This window comes from Paraburkholderia adhaesiva, from assembly GCF_021390575.1.
In the GTDB taxonomy this organism is placed as follows: Bacteria; Pseudomonadota; Gammaproteobacteria; order Burkholderiales; family Burkholderiaceae; genus Paraburkholderia; species Paraburkholderia adhaesiva.
On record NZ_JAJEJQ010000001.1, the window covers coordinates 2,961,719 to 2,982,030 of the forward strand.

Here is a 20,312-nt window from a genome sequence, read left to right on the forward strand (position 1 = left end):
CAAGCGTCGATCGTTCGTCAGCCCTTGAACGGCTGCTTCCACGCGTTCGCATACGCGATCTCACCCATCGCCGCGCGCGTGCGCTCCGCCTTTTCCCGATCGCGCAGGACCGGATCGAGCTTCTCGGCTTCGCCGTAGTGGCCAATCGAGATGATCGCGAGCGGTTCCACGCCGTTCGGCAGCGCGAACTCCTTGCGGAATGCGTTGACGTCGAAGCCGCTCATCTGGTGCGCCGCGAGGCCTAGCGCATGCGCCTGCAGCACCAGCGACATCGCTGCCGCGCCCGCGTCGTACTGCGCCGTGCGGTTCACTTCGCCCTTCGTGTTGAGCGTCTGGGCGGTCACCGCGATCAGCACCGGGGCCGGTGCGTTCCACTGCTGGTTGAACGGCACGAGCGTCGAAAACGCGCGCTTGAACGCGACTTCGTCAGCCGTGCGGTCGAAGACGATGAAACGCCACGGCTGCAGGTTGAAGCTCGACGGCGCCCAACGCGCCGCTTCGATCACCGCATGCAGCGCCTCGCGGCTCACCGGCTCGTTCGAATAGGCGCGCGGACTCCAGCGGCCGGCAATCAGTTCGTGGATGGGCACGGCTGTCGGTGCAGGTTTTTGCTTCGTCATGCCTTGTCTGTCCTTTACGTGAGGGCGGCTCGCCCCAGGGGACACTAGCATACCCGCGCCTTGTGAATCGCGCTGCAGCAATTCCGGGAGGGTAAACGCCCGCTTTATGCTGTTTGCACGGCCACTTCACGCGGACCCCGATTGATCCACAGTACGAGGAACGACGCAACGAGACACAGCCCGCCGGAAATCATCGACGCCACCGTGTAAGTGCCGAGGCTCGAGCGCAAAAGTCCCGCGCCGTAGGCCGCGAACGCCGCACCGAGTTGGTGTCCCGCCACCACCCAGCCGAAGACGATCGGCGCGCGCTCCTTGCCGTAAACGTCGGTGGTGAGACGCACCGTCGGCGGCACGGTCGCGATCCAGTCGAGTCCGTAGAACACGGCGAAGATCGGGAGCCCGAAGAACTCGATGCCGAACGCGTGCGGGAGATAGATCAGCGAAAGACCGCGCAGGCCGTAGTACCAGAAGAGCAACACGCGGCTGTTGAAGCGGTCCGAAAGCCAGCCCGACAGCGTCGTGCCGAAGAGGTCGAAGATGCCCATCGCCGCGAGCAGCGACGCGCCCTGAACCTCCGACAAGCCGTAGTCGCCGCACATCGCGATGAGGTGGGTGCCGACGTAGCCGTTCGTGCTCGCGCCGCAGATGAAAAAACTGAAGAAGAGCAGCCAGAAGTCACGCGTGCGGCTTGCCGATGTGAGCGCGCCGAACGCGATCTTCAGCGGATTGCCCTGCGGCTGTGGCGGCGCGGGCGGCATGTCGTGCCCTTCGCCATAAGGGCGCAGCTTCATGTCGGCGGGCCGCTCCGGCAACAGCAACGCGACGAGCGGAATCACCACCGCCGACGCCGCCGCGACCACCAGCACAACCGGCTGCCAGCCGTACTTCTGCGCGATTGCCGCGAGGAACGGCAGGAACACGAGCTGACCGGTGGCCGAGCTTGCGGTGAGGATGCCCATCGCCAGACCGCGATGCGTGGTGAACCAGCGCGTCACCACGGTTGCCGACAGCGACAGCGCCGCGACGCCCGTCGCACCGCCGACCATCACGCCCCAGATCAGCACCATCTGCCACGGGTGCGTCATCAGCGACGACAGCGCCACGCCACCGCCCATCGTGCCGAGCGCTGCGAGCAATGTCGGACGCACGCCAAAACGCTGCATCGCCGCCGCCGCGAACGGCCCCATGAGGCCGTAGAGCGCAATGTTCACGGAAATCGCGAGCGAAATCGTCGCTCGGCTCCAGCCGAACTGATGCTCGAGCGGAATCATCATCACGCTCGGTGTCGCCCGCGTGCCGGCGGCCGCCAGCAAGACGAGAAACACCACCGCCACGACGAACCATCCGTAGTGGAAACGCCCGCCGATCCATCTAGCTGCCCAGTTCATCCGTGCTCCTGTCGCCCTCGAGGAGCGGTCTCCTGCCTGATTTGGCCCGATTCGAAAACCGTGAACACATCGGCAACGGTTTGTTACCGATCGGTCACAAGTGTGTTGCGATCGTAGTGACCGCTCGGTAACATGTCAAGCGTATCCCTACCGGCGAGATTGCCATGACCGACCACCCACCCACCGCCACGGACCGTCGCGCAGGCAAACCGCGTCCGCACACGACGGGCGCTCGTGCGCACGAGCATCTGCTCAACGCGGCGGGCGAACTGTTCTACCGGGATGGCGTGCGCGCCGTGGGCATCGAAGCCGTGGTCGAGCGTGCGGGCGTGAACAAGATGAGCCTGTACCGGCAGTTCTCGTCGAAGGACGATCTGGTGGTCGCCTATCTGAAACGATGCGACGAACGATTCTTCGAACGCTTCGACGCGAGCCTCGCGAAACATCCGGGCGAGCCGGCCAGGCAGTTGCTCCAGTATTTCGACGACCTCGCGCGGCGCGCGTCAGTGCCCGGCTACCGCGGCTGTCCGTTCGTCAACGTTGCGGCGGAATTCCCGGATGCGTCGCATCCGGCGCGACGCGCGGTCGCCGACAACAAATCGAAACTGATCGCGCGGCTCACCGCGCTGGCGAAAGACGCGCGCGCAGCGGACCCCGAAGCGCTCGCCGACGCGCTCGCACTTCTGGTCGAGGGGGTCTACGCGGCGAGTCAGACATACGGAGCGGGTTGCGGCCCGATCCTTGCGGCACCGCGCATCGCAAAACTGCTGATCAATTCGGCGTGCCCGGCAGCGCCTGACGCGGCGGCTTGACCCGGTCAGGTGCCGATGCGCGACAGCGGCTGAGACGCCGCACCGCGCAAGACCCAAGCCACCGGCCGGTAAAATGACGGCATGACCGATAACGCCCCCCCGCCCACCGACGCCAATCCGGCCCACGCCGAGATCATCGCCGCGACCCGCCACTGGCTCACGCGCGCCGTGATCGGACTGAACCTGTGCCCGTTCGCGAAGAGCGTGCACGTGAAGAACCAGGTCCGCTATGCGATCAGCGAGGCGACCGATCTAGAGGGCGTTCTGGCCGATCTCGAGGCCGAGTTGAAGACGCTCGACGCGGCCGATCCCGAGCAGATCGACACGACGCTGCTGATCCTGCCCCATGCACTTACGGATTTCCTCGATTTCAATGACGCGACCTGGTTCGCGGATCGCCTGCTGAAACAGTTGGGGCTCGAAGGCACGCTGCAGGTCGCGAGCTTCCATCCGCAGTTCCAGTTCGAGGGCACCGAGCCCGACGACATAGAGAACTACACGAATCGCACGCCCTACCCCACGCTGCATTTGATACGCGAGGCGAGCATCGCCCGCGCGGTCGAGGCATTCCCCGACGCCTCCGACATCTATGAACGCAACATGGAAGTGCTGCGCCGCCTCGGCCATCAAGGCTGGCGCGACTGGATGAGCGAGTCCGGCGAATAACGCCCGCTCAGGCTTCCGTTGCCGCCACACCCGCCGCTTCTTCGCCTTCGTCGATGAAGAAGCGCTCCTTCAGTTCGGCAAGGCCAAACGTATCGAGGATTTCGGCGAGCCGCGCCGCGGGCTTGCGTCGCGGCAGATTCTTGTACTGGGCGATGATCAGCTCGTTTTTCATCGAGTGTTCCCAGCCGACCAGTTCCGTCACGCTCACCTGATAGCCGTGTGCCTCAAGCTGGAGGCAGCGCAGCACGTTCGTGATCTGGCTGCCGAACTCGCGAGTGTGCAGCGGGTGACGCCAGATCTCGGCGAGCGCCTGGCCGAGTGACTTGCCCTTGTTGCGTCGCAGCACCCCCGCCACCTCTGCCTGACAGCACGGCACGACGACGATGTAGCGCGCCTTTTTCTTCAGTGCGAAGCGCAGCGCATCATCGGTGGCGGTATCGCAGGCATGCAATCCCGTCACGATATCGACGGTGGTCGGCAGCTGGGTCGATGTAATGGAATCCGCAACCGACAGATTCAGAAACGACATGCCCCCAAAGCCCAGCCGCTCTGCCAGTTCGCGCGAGTGCTGCACGAGTTCGTCGCGCGTTTCGATGCCGAAAATGCGCGACTTGTCATGCAGTTCCTTGAAAAACAGGTCGTAGAGAATAAAACCGAGGTATGACTTGCCCGCGCCGTGGTCGACGAGCGTGATGTCCCGGCCATCCTGCTTCAGGTCCTTGAGAAGGGGCTCGATGAACTGGAACAGGTGATAGACCTGCTTGAGCTTGCGGCGGCTATCCTGGTTCATCTTGCCGTCGCGGGTCAGGATGTGAAGCTCTTTGAGGAGTTCGATCGACTGGTTCGGGCGGATTTCGTAGGTCTTGCTGGACATCGGAGCGGGCACAGAAGAAACGCCATTTGGCGGGAAACGTGCGACAGGTTACGGAAGGAATACGACTGACCTGCCATTTTACGGAAAAAGTGCAATGAGGCCGTCAATTCGCCTTCAGCGCCGGGAACGTTCACGCGCGACCGGATGCCAGAGATAGATTGGGTTGATCACAAGAGACACCGAGGGTATGTGTCCCCGATGTCCACAAATGAGCAGTCGGGAGTCGGGAGCGCGACTGGGCGGCAATAGTCTGGACAGCGGACTGGTCAGCGCGTTCGGGAGGTGGCGCCGGCACTGCCGGTACCGACAGAACAGGCACGTTGCGGCTCGCCGATGCGCACAGAGCGCTCGACCCTGGACGTCCTTGCATGGGGCATGTGATGAACACGATTCCAGACGGAAACGCCGAGCAGAAATTCCAGGAACTGCTCACCAAACTGCTCGCCGTTCCTGAGTGGACGGAAAAGCAGCAACTGGAACTCGAGATGGCGCGCGACATCTCGATGGAAATGCTGAGGATAGCTGAGGAAATGCGTGACGGCACCGCAGATCTCGAAACCTGCCTGATCCTGCTGAAATACGCGAAGGTGCTCGACTTCGTGATGTCGGCGCTCGCCGCGCGCCGCGATATCAAGCCGCAGACGCTGCGCGTGATTTTCAAGCTTGCGGGCCTGAAGGTCGACGAGGCGTATCCGGGCTGACGCGACTCTGAGCAGCGATCACCGAGCGGCCGAAGCGGGTGCCTGGCGCCAGCGCATCGGCCGCACCGCTCGTTGCGCCGCAGTCACACGTGCGACGTCGCGCGTTACCGCGTGCAGCCCTACTCCCGCAGTGCACCAGGGTATGCACGCCCGTGCGTCAAGCGCCCCGAACCTTCAATCGCCAGAGTGAAGTCACTTCCTTCGCGCGCGCTTCGTGGAGTGGATCGGTGCGGTCGGCGGCCTTCGGGTGACGCGCCCGGATATCCTCGCGGCCAATTACCTGGAGACCCGCGTTCGCAATCATCTCCACGAGTGCTTCGCGCGAGCGCAAGCCCAGATGTTCTGCGAAGTCCGAGAGGATCAGCCAACCTTCTCCACCTGGCTCCAGGTGGTCTTTCAGCCCGTCGAGGTAGCCGCGCAGCATGCGGCTGTCGGGATCGAACACCGCATACTCGACAGGCGACGCGGGCCGAGCCGGCACCCACGGCGGATTGCAGACGATGAGCGGCGCACGCCCGGCCGGAAACAGGTCCGCTTCCACCACCTGGACGCGCCCACCGTAACCGAGCCGCGCGAGGTTCTCGCGTGCGCAGGCCAGCGCGCGCGGGTCCTGATCGGTGGCGACGACCTGTTTCACGCCGCGCGCCGCCAGCACCGCCGAGAGCACACCGGTACCCGTGCCGATGTCAAAGGCCAGGTCGGTCGAGGGCAACGGCGTGCGCGCGACGAGATCGACATACTCGCCGCGCACCGGTGAAAAGACGCCGTAGTACGGATGAATGCGGGCGTTATCGAGCGCCGGGATTTCGACGCCCTTCTTGCGCCATTCGTGCGCGCCGATCAGCCCGAGGAGTTCGCGCAGCGACACCGCCGACGCATCGTCCGTCGCCGGTCCCCACGCCTCCTCGCAGGCGAGCCGCACGTCGGGTGCACGGCGCAGCGGGATTGTGTAGTCGCCTTCCAGCGGAATCAGCACCATCCCCAAAGTCCGCGCGCGTTGGGATTGAGCCTGCCGGTGCAGGTTGAACGCGTCGAGCAGCGAAGCCGGCGCCTTGCGTGGTTTGCGGTCGGTGCGGCGCGCCATGGCCTGCAGCAATTGGCGAGCATTCTGGTAGTCGCCGCGCCACAGGAGCGCCGTGCCTTCGCAAGCGAGCCGGTAAGCGGCGTCGGCCGTGGTGCGATCGTCCGCGAGGACAACGCGTTTCGGCGCCGGCACGCCGGCCTCCGAACGCCAGCGGACGGTGCGGGGGCCGTCCGTATCGGGCCAGCTGAGGGTGGGAAAATCGTTCATAGGTTACGTGTGCAAAACGGCACTGCCGGAGCGGCGCCATCATATAGCAGAGCGGGACAGAAAGCTTCGCCGACGAGGCTTGCCATGATCATCGCCCACCTGTCCGCGGGCGTCGACCCGTCCGAACGTCATAGGCGCCATGGCGGTGCGATTAAAATGGGCGGCGACCATCGACGCGGACCGACGCCAACCCACGCCCATCGACGCGCATCGACACCAGGCGAGCCATGCCCGAGACCAAACCGAAGAAACGCGCACGTTCGCGCCGCGCCGCGCTCGACGAAGCCTTCTACGCGGAGTTGCTGCACATCGCCGGCCTGTGCGAGACCGTCGCGAACGGGAAACCGGCCATCGTCCGCCAAAGCGTGCACGAACGGTTGCGCGGATCGCTGATCGAGAACGCGCTCGCGCGCATGGAGGCGCACACGATCGAACAGTTTGCGGACGCGGCGCCGTCGAGCCGCGAGGCGCAACGATTCGGCATCGCACTTCGGTTTTGCATCGCGTGGATCTGCCAGCTTGTGTTTCTGAAGCTGCTCGAAGCGCGGCTCCTCACGCTCCACGACAACGATCCCGCCTACGCGTTCCTGCGTTCAGACCGTATTCGCTCGTTCGCGGAACTCGACGCACGGTGCCGCGAAGTACTCGGCGGCGATGACACCGCGACGCGCGTGCGGCTTGAGCGGATCCCGCGCTTGCCCGGCGCCTTCTTCGATCCCCGCGATTCAGGAACCGCGCCGACGACGCTCGGCGCGCTCGACGACGATCCGCCGCTCCCGCTGTTCGCCCGCTCCGTGCTCATACAGGCCGATGGTGCGCCGCGAACCGGCGCGCGCGCTCCCGTCACGTATCTGCTCGATTTCCTCGACGCCTTCGATTTCAGCTCCAGGGCGCCGCACCACGACACCCCGCGCAAACGACGCATCGACGCAGCCACCCCGGGTCTGATCTTCGAAAAGCTCAACGGCTACCGCGACGGCGCCTGGTTCACGCCAGGCCGTGTCGCGACGCTTATGTGCCGCTCGGCGATCGAGTCGGCGGTGCTGCGACGCTTCAATCGCACCAAGGGCTGGCACTGCGAGACCATTGATAAGTTATGCGAATCTATCGACGACCTGGACGAGGCACGCAGTATCGTCGATTCGTTGTGCGTTTGTGATCCAGCCGTTGGATCGGGGCATCTGCTCGTTTCGGCGCTCAATGAGTGCGTAGCGCTCAAATCACGTCTGCGATTGCTGACCGGTCTCGACGGAAAACCCCTCACCGGTTACGACATCGAGGTCGTTGCGGACCGCCTGATCGTGAAGCGTGCCACCGGTGAGGCGCTCAACTCACGCGAAGAGACGCGACGCCTCGACGAAGTGCTGTTCCGCGAAAAATGCGCCATCGTCGAGAACGGGCTGTACGGCGTGGATCTCAACGCCGACGCTGTGCAAATGACACGGTTGCGCCTTTGGGCCGAACTGCTCGAACACGCTGGCTATGACGAGCACGGCTGCTTCTTCCGACTGCCCGACCTCACCGCGAACATCAAGTGCGGCAACGCGACGATCAGCCGGTTCGATATGGACGCGATATTGCGCGGCGCGCCCGTCGAGAAACGGCAGCCGATTACGTGCGATCGACAACCCGTGTCGCAACCACATAGGGCGTATGCCGCAAACCACATCGCTCAAGCACCCGACGCATTCAACGAGCGCCTGCGTCCACGTGCATCGGAAACGCGCGACCACGACGAGCGTGTTTTCGAAAACGCATTCGAATGGCGCATCGAATTTCCCGCGATGCTCGACAACGACGGCTCCTTCCGCGGCTTCGACGCCGTAATCGCCAACCCGCCCTATATCGACTCGGAGCGCATGGTCAACGAGGGCCAGCAAGACGTGCGCGCGTACCTCGCACAACGATGGCCAGCGGCGAAAGGAAACTGGGACCTGTACGTCGTATTCATGGAACTCGGCCTCTCGCTGCTCGCGCGCGACGGCGCAATGGCCTGTCTCACACCGGACAAGTGGCTCTCGAAACCGTTCGGCGACGCATTCCGCGCTCTGCACCTCAGCAGGATCGAACGCATCGTGACACTGGGCCGCGACGTGTTCGACGAAGCACTGGTCGATTCGATTGTGACCATCTACGCGAATTCGGGCACAGAAACCATTTCGACCGCACGGCTCGACGGCGACACGCTCACGCCGCTCGCGTCGGTACGCCAAGCGTCACTGTCTGCGCCGTGGCGGCTCGATGCGCTGCTCTCGCCGCATTACGCGTTCGCGCGGCGGATCGAGGCGTCACACCCGCGGCTCGGCTCGCTGCTTGCGTGCGAGAACGCCTGCGCGACATCGGACGCGTATCGGCTCAAGCCGCTTATCGAAGAAGCGAAAGGACGTTTCTCTCCGCGACGGCACTATCGCGTGGTCAACACCGGCACGCTCGACCGGTTCGTTTCACGCTGGGCCGCCAAGCCAATGACCTACCTCGGCGATCGCTACCACGAGCCGGTGGTGGAACGCACGCGCTTCGCCGCCGAATTCGCCAACGGCTACCGCGCGAAGGCCGACGCGAAGAAGGTCATCGTCAAGGGGCTCACGCGGCTGGATGCGACACTCGATCTGACCGGCGACGTGATTCCGGGCAAGACGACGCTGATGCTGCGTTCCGACGATGAGGACTTGCTGAAATTCGTCGCGGCGGTGATCAACAGTCCGTTGGCAGCGTTTTATTTGCGCGCGTGCTACCCGTCGTCGAGCTATAACGGCGGCATCGCATTCACGAAGGCGATGATCGATTCAGTGCCGGTGCCTGGGAGTGCTACGTTACGAACGAACGTGGTGCGGTTGGTTGATCGGTTAATCGAGCTAAGTGAGGTCGAACGCCATGCGGATCACGCAGCGATATCAGAAGCAATTGCACAGGAACTCGACGACGAACTGTACAAGGCGTTCGGTTTGTCGCTAGCAGAAATTGCGTGTGTTGAAGGCACGCTCGTAGCACGCAAGCTAACGCGGTGATCTGAATCCGCGTCAAAAACGCGCATCTGTGCGCACCGTCCCGGCGACGGTCGTGCTTGAGATCGAACTGGCCGCAACGCCAATTCTTACCTGAACCCTTTCCTCCAATTACAAACGCGCCACCCGGTGCAAGAGTCCGCATACGATTGCGCCGACGGAGGGACATGTCCAACCGTCACCGTCGGAAATCGACCATATCGCACATTCACCGAGGGGTTACACATGTCGATAAGCGCATTATCAAACTCTAATTCACTCTATACAGCCTGGATGACTTCCCTGGCGAACGGGCAAAACACCAGCAGCGACTCGACGTCCACAGACACGTCCATCGCTTCAAACGGTTCGTCCGGTTCGAACAGCGTCAACCCGCTTGCTGCGGCCATCGCTTCAGCGCTCGAGTCGCTGGGGTTGACGACGAGTAGCACTTCCAGCACATCCACGAGCACCGCCAGCACGGATTCGGCATCGAGCTCCACCGATTCGACGTCGAGCACGTCGTCCTCGTCGACCGACGCACTCACCGCCGCGCTTCAGCAGTTCCTCGGCGCACTGTTCCAGTCGGTGGCGCAGCAAACCGGTTTCGCCTCGACGGGCACGAGCGACGGCAGCACGGTCTCGTCGACAAGCTCGACGAATGCAGCCACCACGGCAGCAAGCTCCACCAATAGCGCTTCCTCCACGTCGAGCGACACGAGCAACACAAGCAGCACCTCGGCGATGATGCCCCCGCCGCCCCCGCCGCCTTCGTCCGGTGGTTACGGCAACGATCTGGCATCGGCGATCGAGAACCTCGCACAGTCGCTCTCGTCGACTTCGAGCAGCACGTCCTCCGATTCGAGCACGGCAAGCAGTTCGTCCAGCAGCGGGACCAGCTCGACGAACGAACTGACCTCGGACTTCCAGAATCTGTTGACGGCCATGGGTGCTTCGTCGAGCAGTTCGTCGAGCAACACGACGTCCGAACTCCAGCAGTTCCTCACGACGCTCGCCAGCAACCTGCAACAGCAGGGGGCCGGCGGTGCAAGCGGGCTGTTCGTGAGCACGTCCGCCTGAGCGATAGTCGCCGGCGGCGGCTGCGTTAAAGCACTGTCCCCTTTACGCGCCGGGCTGTGATGGCCCGGCGTGTTTTTTTCGCGGCTGTGTATCGGGCTGTGTATCGGGTGTATTGGGCTGTGAATCAGACCGTGTATCAGCGACGCGTTACCGGAAAGACCAGTTGCACGAGCAGGCCGCCATCGGGATGGTTCTCGACAATGCATTCGCCGCCGTTATCGCGCGCAAGCCGCGCCACGATGGAGAGCCCAAGGCCGCAGTGGCCTACGCCGCCCCGCGCCGGATTTAGCCGCACGAACGGCCGCATGGCGGCAGCGATCCGGTCCGGCTCGATACCCTCGCCGTGATCGCGTACGCGTATCACGCACGATCCGTTGTCGACTGACGTCGTGATCTCGACCGGCGGAGCGCCGTATTCGAGCGCATTTTCAACGAGGTTCGTCACGAGCCGGTCCAGCACCACTTGCGGCAACTTGAACTGCGAGCCAGCGCGCAGATCGAGCACGAACAGCGGGCCGGTTCCGCCTTCAACTTCGTCCGGGTTGCCGAAATGGCTTTGCAAAAAGCTATCGACTTCGGTCTGCTTGCCCGCATCGGGCACCTGTTGCGCGTACTCCAGAAACTGCTGAATGATGTGCGCGAGCGAATCGATATCGCCCAGCATGTCCTTACGTTCGCCCTCTTCGGCCATCAGGCTCGCACGCAGCTTGAGCCGCGTAAGCGGCGTTTTCAGATCGTGCGCGATGCCGCTCAGCATCATTACGCGGTCGTCTTCGGCCTCGTTCACACAACGCATCATGTCGTTGAACGACGCGCTCACCTCGCGTAGTTCGCGCGGCCCCTTGCCCATGAGCGGCGCGATGCGCTCGCCGGTGCCGAACCGGCGCGCCGCCTGCGCGAGGCTCGCGAGCGGCTTCTGAATCTGCCATGCCGCGAGGAACGAGAGCGTGAGCGCCACCATCAGCATCGAAACCGCTTCGGTGACGAAGTGCGGGGGCGGAGGAATATCGACCGGCACGACGACCCACGACGCGCTGCCTGGATAGAGGACCCATAGCTGCGGCGGGTGGGCGTCGTCGACGGCGAACTGGGTACCGGCCGGTGACTGTGTACGCAAATGGTGGATCAGCTCGACGAGCGGCCGGCGCGTCGGCTCATGCAGGTGAATGTCGCGCGGCATGTTCCACGTCGGCACACGGTGCACGCGCAACATGCCGCTCAGCTCACCGGCCTTCGCGGGGTCGAGCGACTCGCCGAGGCGCACGGCTGGGGGCACGCCCGCCTCATTGGCGTTTTCTTCGCTGGCAACGCGCAGCGCGAGAAGAACGCCGCGCGCGAAACCGTCCACATCATGGTGTGGAGCCTGCCTGGCGAGCAACAAAAACCAGCCGAGCTGCATCGCCAGCAAGACGGCCGCCGAGAGCAACGCCATGCGCCCGAACAGTGTGTTCAGCGGCCCCCGCATATCGCCCCTGCAAACGCCAGCGTGAGGGATAGTGCCCCGACGCCGGTCATCACTGAACAGGCGCGCCGTGCGCGCTTGCGTACGATGCCGGATCGGGCACGAAGACGTACCCCTTGCCGCGCACCGTCTGGATGTGGCGCGGATTCGACGGATCGGCTTCGATCACGCGGCGCAGCCGCCAGATCGGCACGTCGAGGCTGCGCTCGTGAAATTCGCGTTCGTCGCGATGCACGATGTCGTGGATCAGCGTGCGCGACATCACCTTGTAGGGGTGGGTGGCGAACACCTTCAAGAGCGCGAACTCACTTTCCCTCAATGCGATTTGCGTGTTCTGGCACGAAAGCGTGCGCATCGTGAAATCGAGTTCGAATTCGCCGAACCGGTAGCGTCCGAGCGCAACGGGCGCGCTCGCCGTGGATGGACCGCGCCGCCGCAGGATGTTCTGGATTCGCACGAGCAGTTCGTACGGATCGAACGGCTTGGGCAAATAATCGTCCGCGCCCAGCGAGAGCCCGCGTATGCGATCACTCACCCCGCCGCGCGCCGTGACGAAGATCACCGGAATGTCGTCGCCGGCCGCGCGCAATGCGGCGATGGCCTCTAGACCGTCGGTGTCGGGCATCATGATGTCCAGCACGACAATGGAAGGGCGTTCGCGTTCGAGCCGGCGCTGGAGGTGGGCGCCGCCGTGCAGCACGGCCGTATCGAAGTTATGGGAGCGCAGGAAGCGGCTCAGCAGATCGCGCACGACGGGATCGTCGTCGACGATGAGGACGCTAGGGTTCATGCGCGCATTTTAAAGCAGCGCGGAGGTTGGGAAGCCTTGCCAACTCTTACCGTTCCTTTCCTGGCCGCGTGCGGAGAACGGACGGAATCGCTGCGTGGTACCCGGTCGGCATGGAGGGCCGTTCGGTTGAACGTCGAGCGCATCGAACAGGCCTTTCCCAGCACCCAGAAAGCACAAGGGGTTACGTGAACTTCACGTAACCCCTTGATTTATTTGGTGCCGGCTGCAGGACTCGAACCCGCCACCTGATGATTACAAATCAACTGCTCTACCAGATGAGCTAAGCCGGCGTAGCCCGCAATTCTACTTCATTTCACGATCTTGAGGTGGCCCTTGCCGCCCTTCGCGCCATCGTCCGTGCTCTTTTCCGGCGCGGACACTGACGACTCGCCACTCGCTTCATCGGAGGACGAAGCCTCGGACGCAGCAGCAGGCTCTACATGCTCATCTTGCGCCGACGGCAGCACTTCGTCGGCGTCGCCAGCCGGCGTCTCGACCGGGAACGCCATCCCCTGCCCGTTCTCGCGCGCATAGATCGCGAGTACATTCGCCACCGGCACCTCGATCTTGTGGGACTTGCCGGAAAAACGAGCGTGAAACTCGATCATCTCGTTGCCCATCTGCAACGAGCTCGTCGCCTCGAAGCTGATGTTCAGGACGATCTCGCCATCGCGCACGAACTGGCGCGGCACGCGCGTCCGGTTATCGACCCGCACCGCGATATGCGGCGTGAAGCCGTTGTCGGTGCACCACTCGTACAGTGCGCGAAGCAGGTACGGCTTCGTGGAAATCTCTTGCATCAACGATCCTTTACCGGAACAGCGTGCGGCGCCCGCCCAACCCACTGCGCACTACGCGCCGCACGTCGTCCCTGATTGCCTTGCCCGCAGGCACTTAGCGGCGCATCACCTTTTCCGACGGCGTCAGCGCTTCGATATAGGCCGGGCGGCTGAAAATGCGCTCGGCGTACTTCATCAGCGGCGCGGCGTTCTTCGACAGTTCGATGCCGTAGTGGTCGAGGCGCCACAGGAGCGGCGCGATCGCGACGTCGAGCATCGAGAACTCTTCGCCCAGCATGTACTTGTTCTTCAGGAAGATCGGCGCGAGCTGCGTGAGGCGGTCGCGGATCGCGAGACGCGCCTTCTCGTGGTTCTTCTCGGCAGCCTTGCCCTTCTCGTTTTCGAGCGTGCTCACGTGCACGAACAGTTCCTTCTCGAAGTTGAGCAGGAACAGGCGCGCGCGGGCGCGCTGCACCGGGTCAGCCGGCATCAGCTGCGGGTGCGGGAAACGCTCGTCGATGTATTCGTTGATGATGTTCGATTCGTACAGAATCAGGTCGCGTTCGACCAGAATCGGCACCTGACCGTACGGATTCATCACGGCAATGTCTTCCGGCTTGTTGAACAGGTCGACGTCGCGGATTTCGAAGTCCATGCCCTTTTCGAACAACACCAGCCGGCAGCGCTGGGAGAACGGGCAGGTAGTGCCGGAGTACAGAACCATCATGATTTACATTTCCTCAATATACCCAAAAGGCCAGCGGGCGATTTAGCCGTTATGCGGTTTACTCGCGGCGCCAGCCCCACGTCGGTCAGGACGTGCCTATTTGATATCTTTCCAGTAGGCGGCGTTCAGTCGCCACGCAAAAAAGCTCAGGATGCCAAGAAACAGCATCACCCACACGCCAAGCTGCCTGCGGGTTTTCTGCTCCGGTTCGGACATCCAGCCAAGGTACGCCACCAGATCGGCCACGGCAGAATCATAATCCACCGGCGACAGCGTCCCCGGCGTGACCTGCTGGAACCCGGTAAAGCGGTGGACCTTTTGCCCGGTTTCCTCGTCCACTGCGTCTTCGAACTTCGCCGTGCGGATACCCTGCAACTGCCACAACACGTGCGGCATGCTCACGTTGTCGAACACCCGGTTGTTCCAGCCGGTCGGGCGTGTGTCGTCCCGGTAAAAGCTGCGCAGATACGTGTACAGCCAGTCGCGCCCGCGCGAGCGCGCTTCCACGGACAGGTCCGGCGGCGTCACGCCGAACCATGCCTTCGCATCATCCGGCCGCATTGCGATCGACATCGTGTTGCCGACCTTGTCGGTCGTGAACAGGAGATTCTGCTCGATCTGCTTTGGCGAAATACCTAGATCCTGCAACCGGCTGAAGCGCATCAGATTCGCACTGTGGCAGTTCAGACAATAGTTTACAAACAATTGCGCGCCGTGTTGCAGTGAAGCAAGATTTTCGCCGTTATCGGGTGCGCGGTCGAGCGGAATGTTCTCCTGGGCCTGCGCGGGCGCAACCACCAGTGCGCAGACGAGCGCCAGCGCGGCCACACCGAACCGGGCGCCCACGCGGCTGAGCGTCCCAAAGAGGGATTTTGTTGTCATGTTTTCCTCGTGCACGGGTCGGGGGTTAATGGGGCTTGAACCGCACACGCTCGGGCGGCTTCTTGAAGGTCCCAAGCGGCGTCCAGACCGGCATGCCGAGGAAAAACGCAAAGTAGATGAGCGCACAGATCTGCGCGATCAGCGTCCCCGCCGGTGAAGGTGGTTTCGTCCCCAAAAACGCCAGCGTCAGGAACGCTGCGACGAAAATCCCGAGGAAGACTTTGTGGAACAGCGGTCGGTAGCGGATCGACTTCACCGGCGCGCGGTCGAGCCACGGCAGGAAAAAGAGCGAAATCACCGCCGATCCCATCACCACGACGCCCCAGAACTTCGACTGGGTGAAATACATCGCGAGGACCACGAGGGCCGCCAGCACCGGCAGCCCCACTCGCCACTTGCCGCGCGCACGCACGAGCGCAATCACGCCGAGCACCGCGATCACGATCATCAGGACGATCTTGAACGGGTCGGTGGTGGCACGGAGCATCGCGTAGAAGGCCGTGAAATACCAGACCGGCGCGATTTCGGGTGGCGTCTGCAGCGGATTGGCGGGGATGAAGTTATTCGCTTCGAGGAAGTAACCGCCCATCTCCGGCGCGAAGAACACGATCGCCGCGAAGATCATCAGGAAAATGCACACGCCCATGAAGTCGTGCACCGAGTAATACGGGTGGAACGGAATGCCATCGAGCGGCTTGCCGTCCGCGTCCTTCTTTTCCTTGATCTCGATGCCGTCGGGGTTGCCCGAACCCACCTCGTGCAGCGCGACGATGTGCGCGAACACCAGCCCCAGCAGCACGAGCGGAATCGCGATCACATGCAGCGCGAAGAAGCGGTTCAGCGTGACATCGGAGACGACGTAATCGCCACGAATCCAGAGCGACAGATCGGGCCCGATGAACGGAATCGCCGAAAACAGGTTCACGATCACCTGGGCGCCCCAGAACGACATCTGGCCCCACGGAAGCAGATAGCCGAAGAACGCCTCGGCCATCAGGCACAGGAAAATCGCGCAGCCGAAGATCCACACGAGTTCGCGCGGCTTGCGGTAAGAGCCGTACATCAGCCCGCGGAACATGTGCAGATAGACGACCACGAAGAACATCGAGGCGCCCGTCGAGTGCATGTAGCGGATCAGCCAGCCCCACGGCACCTCGCGCATGATGTACTCGACCGACGCGAACGCGAGCGTCGAGTCGGGCTTGTAGTTCATGGTGAGGAAAATGCCGGTGACGATCTGGTTCACCAGCACGAGCAGCGCGAGCGAGCCGAAGAAGTACCAGAAGTTGAAGTTCTTCGGTGCGTAGTATTCGGAGAGATGTGCTTTCCACGTTGCCGTCAACGGGAAGCGTCTGTCGATCCAGCCGACGAGTCCCGTCGTCTCAACCTTGTGTTCGGTTCCCGTCGCCATCACGCTTCTCCTTGTTCGTCCCGGCCGATCACGATCTGCGTCGGGGACGCGAACATGAAGCGGGGGATGTCGAGATTCTGCGGCGCGGGCTTGTTCTTGAACACGCGCCCGGCGAGATCGTAGGTGGAGCCGTGGCACGGGCACAGGAAGCCGCCGGGCCAGTCGTTGGGAAGATTCGGTTGCGGGCCTGACTGGAATCGCGCCGTCGGCGTGCAGCCCAGATGCGTGCACACAGCGACCGCCACGAGGATGTTCTTGTGTTCGGCGCGCGAGCGGTACGGGTTGTTACAGTACTCCGGCAAGGGCATCGAGAACGGATCCTTCGAATCGGGATCTGCCAACCCGGGCGTGGCTTTGACGACATCGGCCATCATGGCGTCGGTGCGGTTCAGGATCCAGACGGGCTTGCCGCGCCAGGCGACGGTCGTCATGCTGCCCGGCTCGAGATTGCTGATGTCGACTTCGACGGGCGCCCCCGCCGCGCGGGCCTTCTCGGAAGGCGCAAACGACGCCACGAAGGGTACGACAGCGGCAGCGCCTCCGATGCCGCCGGCGACGGACGTCGCGATCAGCCAGGTACGTCGGCTGCCATCGACGTTGTCATTTTCTTTGTCTCGCATCACATCGCCCCACTTCTGAGTTGGATTTATCTGTCGCTCTGTGCTCACCCGCAGCACCGCCGACCGCTAGTTTGCTCGAACGGAGTTGGCATTTACAAGGGGCGACTTTTAAAAAGCGGGCGAAGTCATTGATATCCCTGGGTTTTCCAGCACGAAAAATTGCAAAATCGCCTTCGTCTTTTAAGCGTTTATAGAATAAAGGCCGCGCATTGAGCGCGACGCGAGGCGACCGGCAATCCACCCGGGCCAATCAGACCGGATTGTGGATATCGATGAAAAGATGCTCGACGTCGAAAACTTCCGAGAGATGCGCGCCAAGCGCCTGCACGCCGAAACGCTCGGTCGCGTGATGGCCCGCCGCAAGAAACGCCACGCCGCTCTCGGCCGCCGTGTGGGTCGTCTGCTCGGAGATCTCGCCGGTCAGGAAGACATCGGCGCCGGCGTCGATTGCGGCGTCGAAGAAACTTTGCGCCGCGCCCGTGCACCAGGCCACGCGACGCAGTTGCCAGTCGGGGTCGCCGAGCACGAGTGGCGCGCGTCCGAGCGTGTGCTCGACCTGCGCCGAGAAGTGCGCTAGCGTGATGGGCATGGGCAGCGTGGCCATCCAGCCGAGGTCCTGGTCGCCGAAACGCTGCTCGCCGATCCAGCCGAGCTTCGCGCCTAGTTGCGCGTTGTTGCCGAATTCGGGATGGCTGTCGAGCGGCAGATGATAGGCGAACAGGTTCAGGTCATTCGCGAGCAGCGTTCTCAGGCGCCGGTATTTGCGGCCCGTGATCTGCGGCGATTCGTTCTTCCAGAAGTAACCGTGGTGGACGAGCACGGCATCGGCGCCCCACTCCACCGCGGCCTCCAGAAACGCGAGCGACGCACTGACGCCCGTCGCGATTTTCTCCACGCGGCGGCGCCCTTCAACCTGCAGACCGTTGGGGCAATAGTCCTTGAAGCGCGCGGCCTCGAGAAGATTGTTCAGATACAATTCCAGTTCGATCCGATCCATATAATCCTCGACTCTTCAGATGCTTAGACGCTTTTGGCTGTTCTTCGCCCAGGCGGTGACGGTCCTGCTTGCGCTGATGTTCATCATCTCGACGCTCAAGCCGCAGTGGTTGCAGCATCAGGGGCAGTTCGGCAGGCAGCTCGCCGAACCGATCGTTGCCCTGCGAGAGGTCGCGCCCGGCATTGGCGGCGGCCATCACGCGGAGGATTCCTATGCGGACGCCGCCCAGAAGGCGATGCCCGCTGTGGTCAACGTGTTCTCGAGCAAAGACGGATCGCTCCCGCCGGACCCGCGCCAGAACGACCCGCTATTTCGCTACTTCTTCGGCGATCGCAACAAGAATGGCAAACAGCACCAGCAGCCTGCGGCGAACCTTGGTTCGGGCGTCATTGTCAGTCCGGACGGTTACATTCTAACGAACCAGCACGTGATCGACGGCGCGGATCAGATCGAAATCGCGCTCTCCGATGGCCGCACCACGAACGCGAAGGTAATCGGCGTCGACCCGGAAACCGATCTCGCGGTGCTCAAGATCAACATGCCGAACCTGCCCACCATCACGCTCGGGCGCATGGATCAGACGCGCGTGGGCGATGTCGTGCTCGCCATCGGCAACCCGTTCGGCGTGGGCCAGACGGTGACGATGGGCATCATCAGCGCGCTCGGGCGCAATCACCTCGGCATCAACACGTTTGAGAACTTCATCCAGACTGACGCGCCGATCAACCCCGGCAACTCCGGTGGCGCACTCGTCGACGTGAACGGCAACCTGCTCGGCATCAACACCGCCATCTACTCGCGATCGGGCGGCTCGCTTGGCATCGGGTTCGCCATTCCCGTATCCACGGCGCGCAGTGTGCTGGAAAGCATCATCACGACGGGCACGGTCACGCGCGGCTGGATCGGCGTGGAGCCACAGGATGTGACGCCCGAGATCGCCGACTCGTTCGGTCTGAAGCAGAAGTCCGGGGCGATCGTCGCGGGCGTGCTGCAGGGCGGGCCCGCCGATAAGGCCGGCATCAAGCCGGGCGACATTCTGCTTTCCGTGAACGGTGAGGAAATCACCGATACGACACGTCTTCTCAACGTGATCGCACAGATCAGGCCCGGCACCGACGCCAAGGTCCACCTCGAGCGCAAGAACAAGGACCTGGACCTCGACGTGCTGATCGGCAAGCGCCCTCCGCCGCCGAAGCAGCCGGAACAGGAAGACGGCGAAGGCGACGACAACGGCGGTTGAGCCGTTTGCCCTGCCGGTCACCGGAATGAAAAAAAGGCCGTGAACTCACCGTTCACGGCCTTTTTTCTGATGCGCCAGCTGTACGAAGCGGCGGTGGCCAGACTGCGGATTCGATGTCTCGGTCCGCGTGTTCGCGCGGCGTCGGCGGCCTGGCCGCTTGCCGCCTAGTTGCTCGCCGCCTCGCTCTCTTCGGCAGGCTTCTCGCCCGTGCCGATAAAGATCCGCGCGGCAATGATCCCGGCTTCGTAGAGCACGATCAGCGGCAACGCGAGAATTAGCTGCGAGAACACGTCCGGCGGGGTGACGACGGCCGCGACGATAAACGCGCCGACGATCACATAAGGCCGGATCTCCTTGAGCTTCTTGATCGTGACGAGGTTCATGCGAACGAGCAGCACGACCACGATCGGCACTTCGAACGTCACACCGAACGCGATGAACATGGTGAGCACGAAGCTCAGGTAGTTATCGATGTCGGTGTTCATCTCCGCGCCGAGCGGCGCGTTGTAGTGCGCCATCACACGGAAGATGGTCGGAAACACGACGAAGTACGCGAACGCCATACCGCACAGGAACAGCGTGTAGCTGCTCGCGACGAGCGGCGCGACGAGCTTCTTTTCGTGCTGATAGAGTCCCGGCGCGATGAACGCCCAGATCTGGTAGAGCACGAACGGCAGCGCAATCACGAACGCGACGACCATCGTCACCTTCATCGGCACGAAGAATGATCCGGTGACATCGGTGACGATCATCTTGCCGTCGCGCGGCAAGTTCTGCATGAGCGGACGCGCAAGCAGGTGGAAGATGTCCGGCGCCCAATAGACAAGCGCGACGAACACGACAATGACCGCGATGCCCGCGCGAATAATGCGGTCGCGCAGTTCTACGAGATGCGAGATGAAGGTCTCTTCGGTGCCTTCATCCGGTTTGTTTTGGGGGTCGCTCACACCGGCCCTTGCTTGATGATGTTCACGCCCGATAGGGGCAT

21 protein-coding genes and 1 tRNA gene are annotated in these 20,312 nt (G+C 63.0%); 6 read left to right on the top strand and 16 right to left on the bottom strand.

Going from position 1 to position 20,312, the window contains the following annotated elements; all coding sequences use genetic code 11:
* Window positions 1–17: 17 nt before the first annotated feature.
* Both L0U80_RS13400 and L0U80_RS13405 read right to left on the bottom strand, forming a co-directional pair.
* On the bottom strand, window positions 18–620 hold the full coding sequence (locus tag L0U80_RS13400) for a nitroreductase family protein (RefSeq protein WP_233864806.1): 603 nt from the start codon (window positions 618–620) through the stop codon (window positions 18–20).
* A gap of 104 nt (window positions 621–724) precedes the next feature.
* On the bottom strand, window positions 725–2,008 hold the full coding sequence (locus L0U80_RS13405; RefSeq protein ID WP_233864808.1) for an MFS transporter: 1,284 nt from the start codon (window positions 2,006–2,008) through the stop codon (window positions 725–727).
* A 164-nt stretch (window positions 2,009–2,172) separates the two neighbouring features.
* On the opposite strand from L0U80_RS13405, the gene L0U80_RS13410 reads away from it, so the two are divergent.
* Together L0U80_RS13410 and L0U80_RS13415 are read left to right on the top strand one after the other, a co-directional pair.
* Window positions 2,173–2,820 (top strand): TetR/AcrR family transcriptional regulator, encoded by a 648-nt coding sequence (locus tag L0U80_RS13410; RefSeq protein WP_233864810.1) that lies wholly within the window; start codon window positions 2,173–2,175, stop codon window positions 2,818–2,820.
* An 81-nt stretch (window positions 2,821–2,901) separates the two neighbouring features.
* Complete coding sequence (locus L0U80_RS13415; RefSeq protein WP_233864812.1) at window positions 2,902–3,486, top strand: DUF1415 domain-containing protein; 585 nt, start codon at window positions 2,902–2,904, stop codon at window positions 3,484–3,486.
* A gap of 7 nt (window positions 3,487–3,493) precedes the next feature.
* On the opposite strand, the gene L0U80_RS13420 is transcribed toward L0U80_RS13415, so the two are convergent.
* Window positions 3,494–4,360, bottom strand: a complete 867-nt coding sequence (locus L0U80_RS13420; RefSeq protein ID WP_233865942.1) for a class I SAM-dependent methyltransferase — start codon at window positions 4,358–4,360, stop codon at window positions 3,494–3,496.
* A 380-nt stretch (window positions 4,361–4,740) separates the two neighbouring features.
* Here L0U80_RS13420 and L0U80_RS13425 point away from each other — a divergent pair, with 380 nt between their 5' ends.
* Window positions 4,741–5,061, top strand: a complete 321-nt coding sequence (locus tag L0U80_RS13425) for a DNA-binding protein (protein WP_233864814.1) — start codon at window positions 4,741–4,743, stop codon at window positions 5,059–5,061.
* A 157-nt stretch (window positions 5,062–5,218) separates the two neighbouring features.
* Here L0U80_RS13425 and L0U80_RS13430 read toward each other — a convergent pair whose 3' ends face one another.
* The gene (locus L0U80_RS13430) at window positions 5,219–6,352 is read right to left on the bottom strand and encodes a methyltransferase (protein WP_233864815.1); all 1,134 of its coding nucleotides are present in this window, start codon (window positions 6,350–6,352) and stop codon (window positions 5,219–5,221) included.
* Window positions 6,353–6,579: 227 nt separating this feature from the next.
* Between L0U80_RS13430 and L0U80_RS13435 the strand changes: the two genes are divergently transcribed.
* Window positions 6,580–9,360 carry a type IIG restriction enzyme/methyltransferase gene (locus tag L0U80_RS13435; RefSeq protein WP_233864816.1) on the top strand — a complete coding sequence of 927 codons (2,781 nt, stop codon included), beginning with the start codon at window positions 6,580–6,582 and terminating at the stop codon, window positions 9,358–9,360.
* A 257-nt stretch (window positions 9,361–9,617) separates the two neighbouring features.
* On the opposite strand, the gene L0U80_RS13440 is transcribed toward L0U80_RS13435, so the two are convergent.
* Both L0U80_RS13440 and L0U80_RS13445 read right to left on the bottom strand, forming a co-directional pair.
* Window positions 9,618–9,884, bottom strand: a complete 267-nt coding sequence (locus tag L0U80_RS13440; RefSeq protein ID WP_233864817.1) for a hypothetical protein — start codon at window positions 9,882–9,884, stop codon at window positions 9,618–9,620.
* Window positions 9,885–9,893: 9 nt separating this feature from the next.
* Window positions 9,894–10,073 (bottom strand): hypothetical protein, encoded by a 180-nt coding sequence (locus L0U80_RS13445; RefSeq protein WP_233864818.1) that lies wholly within the window; start codon window positions 10,071–10,073, stop codon window positions 9,894–9,896.
* 7 nt (window positions 10,074–10,080) lie between these two features.
* On the opposite strand from L0U80_RS13445, the gene L0U80_RS13450 reads away from it, so the two are divergent.
* A complete protein-coding gene (locus L0U80_RS13450) occupies window positions 10,081–10,416 on the top strand; it encodes a hypothetical protein (RefSeq protein ID WP_233864819.1) in 336 nt (111 codons plus the stop codon).
* A gap of 136 nt (window positions 10,417–10,552) precedes the next feature.
* On the opposite strand, the gene L0U80_RS13455 is transcribed toward L0U80_RS13450, so the two are convergent.
* From L0U80_RS13455 to L0U80_RS13495, 9 genes are all read right to left on the bottom strand, one after another.
* Entirely contained in the window at window positions 10,553–11,881 is a 1,329-nt protein-coding gene (locus L0U80_RS13455; protein ID WP_233864820.1) for an ATP-binding protein, read from the bottom strand.
* A gap of 49 nt (window positions 11,882–11,930) precedes the next feature.
* Window positions 11,931–12,668, bottom strand: coding sequence for a response regulator (locus L0U80_RS13460; protein ID WP_233864826.1), 738 nt, complete (start codon window positions 12,666–12,668; stop codon window positions 11,931–11,933).
* Between the two features lie 214 nt (window positions 12,669–12,882).
* Window positions 12,883–12,958, bottom strand: a tRNA-Thr gene (locus L0U80_RS13465).
* Between the two features lie 18 nt (window positions 12,959–12,976).
* Complete coding sequence (locus tag L0U80_RS13470; protein WP_233864828.1) at window positions 12,977–13,468, bottom strand: ClpXP protease specificity-enhancing factor; 492 nt, start codon at window positions 13,466–13,468, stop codon at window positions 12,977–12,979.
* Window positions 13,469–13,562: 94 nt separating this feature from the next.
* Window positions 13,563–14,174 (bottom strand): glutathione S-transferase N-terminal domain-containing protein, encoded by a 612-nt coding sequence (locus tag L0U80_RS13475; protein ID WP_027797364.1) that lies wholly within the window; start codon window positions 14,172–14,174, stop codon window positions 13,563–13,565.
* Between the two features lie 96 nt (window positions 14,175–14,270).
* Window positions 14,271–15,056: a cytochrome c1 gene (locus L0U80_RS13480; RefSeq protein ID WP_233864838.1), complete on the bottom strand. Its 786-nt coding sequence runs from the start codon at window positions 15,054–15,056 to the stop codon at window positions 14,271–14,273.
* A gap of 25 nt (window positions 15,057–15,081) precedes the next feature.
* Window positions 15,082–16,467 carry a cytochrome b gene (locus L0U80_RS13485; protein ID WP_233864840.1) on the bottom strand — a complete coding sequence of 462 codons (1,386 nt, stop codon included), beginning with the start codon at window positions 16,465–16,467 and terminating at the stop codon, window positions 15,082–15,084.
* On the bottom strand, window positions 16,467–17,087 hold the full coding sequence (gene petA, locus L0U80_RS13490) for a ubiquinol-cytochrome c reductase iron-sulfur subunit (protein ID WP_233864842.1): 621 nt from the start codon (window positions 17,085–17,087) through the stop codon (window positions 16,467–16,469). Before petA ends, L0U80_RS13485 begins: the two co-directional genes overlap by 1 nt.
* A gap of 250 nt (window positions 17,088–17,337) precedes the next feature.
* Window positions 17,338–18,084 carry a Nif3-like dinuclear metal center hexameric protein gene (locus tag L0U80_RS13495; protein WP_233864849.1) on the bottom strand — a complete coding sequence of 249 codons (747 nt, stop codon included), beginning with the start codon at window positions 18,082–18,084 and terminating at the stop codon, window positions 17,338–17,340.
* A gap of 19 nt (window positions 18,085–18,103) precedes the next feature.
* On the opposite strand from L0U80_RS13495, the gene L0U80_RS13500 reads away from it, so the two are divergent.
* Entirely contained in the window at window positions 18,104–19,324 is a 1,221-nt protein-coding gene (locus L0U80_RS13500; protein ID WP_233864851.1) for a Do family serine endopeptidase, read from the top strand.
* A gap of 164 nt (window positions 19,325–19,488) precedes the next feature.
* Here L0U80_RS13500 and tatC read toward each other — a convergent pair whose 3' ends face one another.
* Window positions 19,489–20,271 (bottom strand): twin-arginine translocase subunit TatC, encoded by a 783-nt coding sequence (gene tatC / locus L0U80_RS13505; protein WP_233864853.1) that lies wholly within the window; start codon window positions 20,269–20,271, stop codon window positions 19,489–19,491.
* Window positions 20,272–20,312 lie beyond the last annotated feature (41 nt).

Excerpts from the sequence above, each read along its gene's own strand:
- petA (WP_233864842.1), bottom strand. The coding sequence starts at position 17,087 with ATGCGAGACAAAGAAAATGACAACGTCGATGGCAGCCGACGTACCTGG.
- L0U80_RS13450 (WP_233864819.1), top strand. The coding sequence starts at position 10,081 with ATGATGCCCCCGCCGCCCCCGCCGCCTTCGTCCGGTGGTTACGGCAAC.
- L0U80_RS13485 (WP_233864840.1), bottom strand. The coding sequence starts at position 16,467 with ATGGCGACGGGAACCGAACACAAGGTTGAGACGACGGGACTCGTCGGC.
- L0U80_RS13400 (WP_233864806.1), bottom strand. The coding sequence starts at position 620 with ATGACGAAGCAAAAACCTGCACCGACAGCCGTGCCCATCCACGAACTG.
- L0U80_RS13475 (WP_027797364.1), bottom strand. The coding sequence starts at position 14,174 with ATGATGGTTCTGTACTCCGGCACTACCTGCCCGTTCTCCCAGCGCTGC.
- L0U80_RS13500 (WP_233864851.1), top strand. The coding sequence starts at position 18,104 with ATGCTTAGACGCTTTTGGCTGTTCTTCGCCCAGGCGGTGACGGTCCTG.
- L0U80_RS13480 (WP_233864838.1), bottom strand. The coding sequence starts at position 15,056 with ATGACAACAAAATCCCTCTTTGGGACGCTCAGCCGCGTGGGCGCCCGG.
- L0U80_RS13455 (WP_233864820.1), bottom strand. The coding sequence starts at position 11,881 with ATGCGGGGGCCGCTGAACACACTGTTCGGGCGCATGGCGTTGCTCTCG.
- L0U80_RS13495 (WP_233864849.1), bottom strand. The coding sequence starts at position 18,084 with ATGGATCGGATCGAACTGGAATTGTATCTGAACAATCTTCTCGAGGCC.
- L0U80_RS13425 (WP_233864814.1), top strand. The coding sequence starts at position 4,741 with ATGAACACGATTCCAGACGGAAACGCCGAGCAGAAATTCCAGGAACTG.
- L0U80_RS13420 (WP_233865942.1), bottom strand. The coding sequence starts at position 4,360 with ATGTCCAGCAAGACCTACGAAATCCGCCCGAACCAGTCGATCGAACTC.
- L0U80_RS13410 (WP_233864810.1), top strand. The coding sequence starts at position 2,173 with ATGACCGACCACCCACCCACCGCCACGGACCGTCGCGCAGGCAAACCG.
- L0U80_RS13415 (WP_233864812.1), top strand. The coding sequence starts at position 2,902 with ATGACCGATAACGCCCCCCCGCCCACCGACGCCAATCCGGCCCACGCC.
- L0U80_RS13435 (WP_233864816.1), top strand. The coding sequence starts at position 6,580 with ATGCCCGAGACCAAACCGAAGAAACGCGCACGTTCGCGCCGCGCCGCG.
- L0U80_RS13405 (WP_233864808.1), bottom strand. The coding sequence starts at position 2,008 with ATGAACTGGGCAGCTAGATGGATCGGCGGGCGTTTCCACTACGGATGG.
- L0U80_RS13470 (WP_233864828.1), bottom strand. The coding sequence starts at position 13,468 with ATGCAAGAGATTTCCACGAAGCCGTACCTGCTTCGCGCACTGTACGAG.
- L0U80_RS13430 (WP_233864815.1), bottom strand. The coding sequence starts at position 6,352 with ATGAACGATTTTCCCACCCTCAGCTGGCCCGATACGGACGGCCCCCGC.
- L0U80_RS13460 (WP_233864826.1), bottom strand. The coding sequence starts at position 12,668 with ATGAACCCTAGCGTCCTCATCGTCGACGACGATCCCGTCGTGCGCGAT.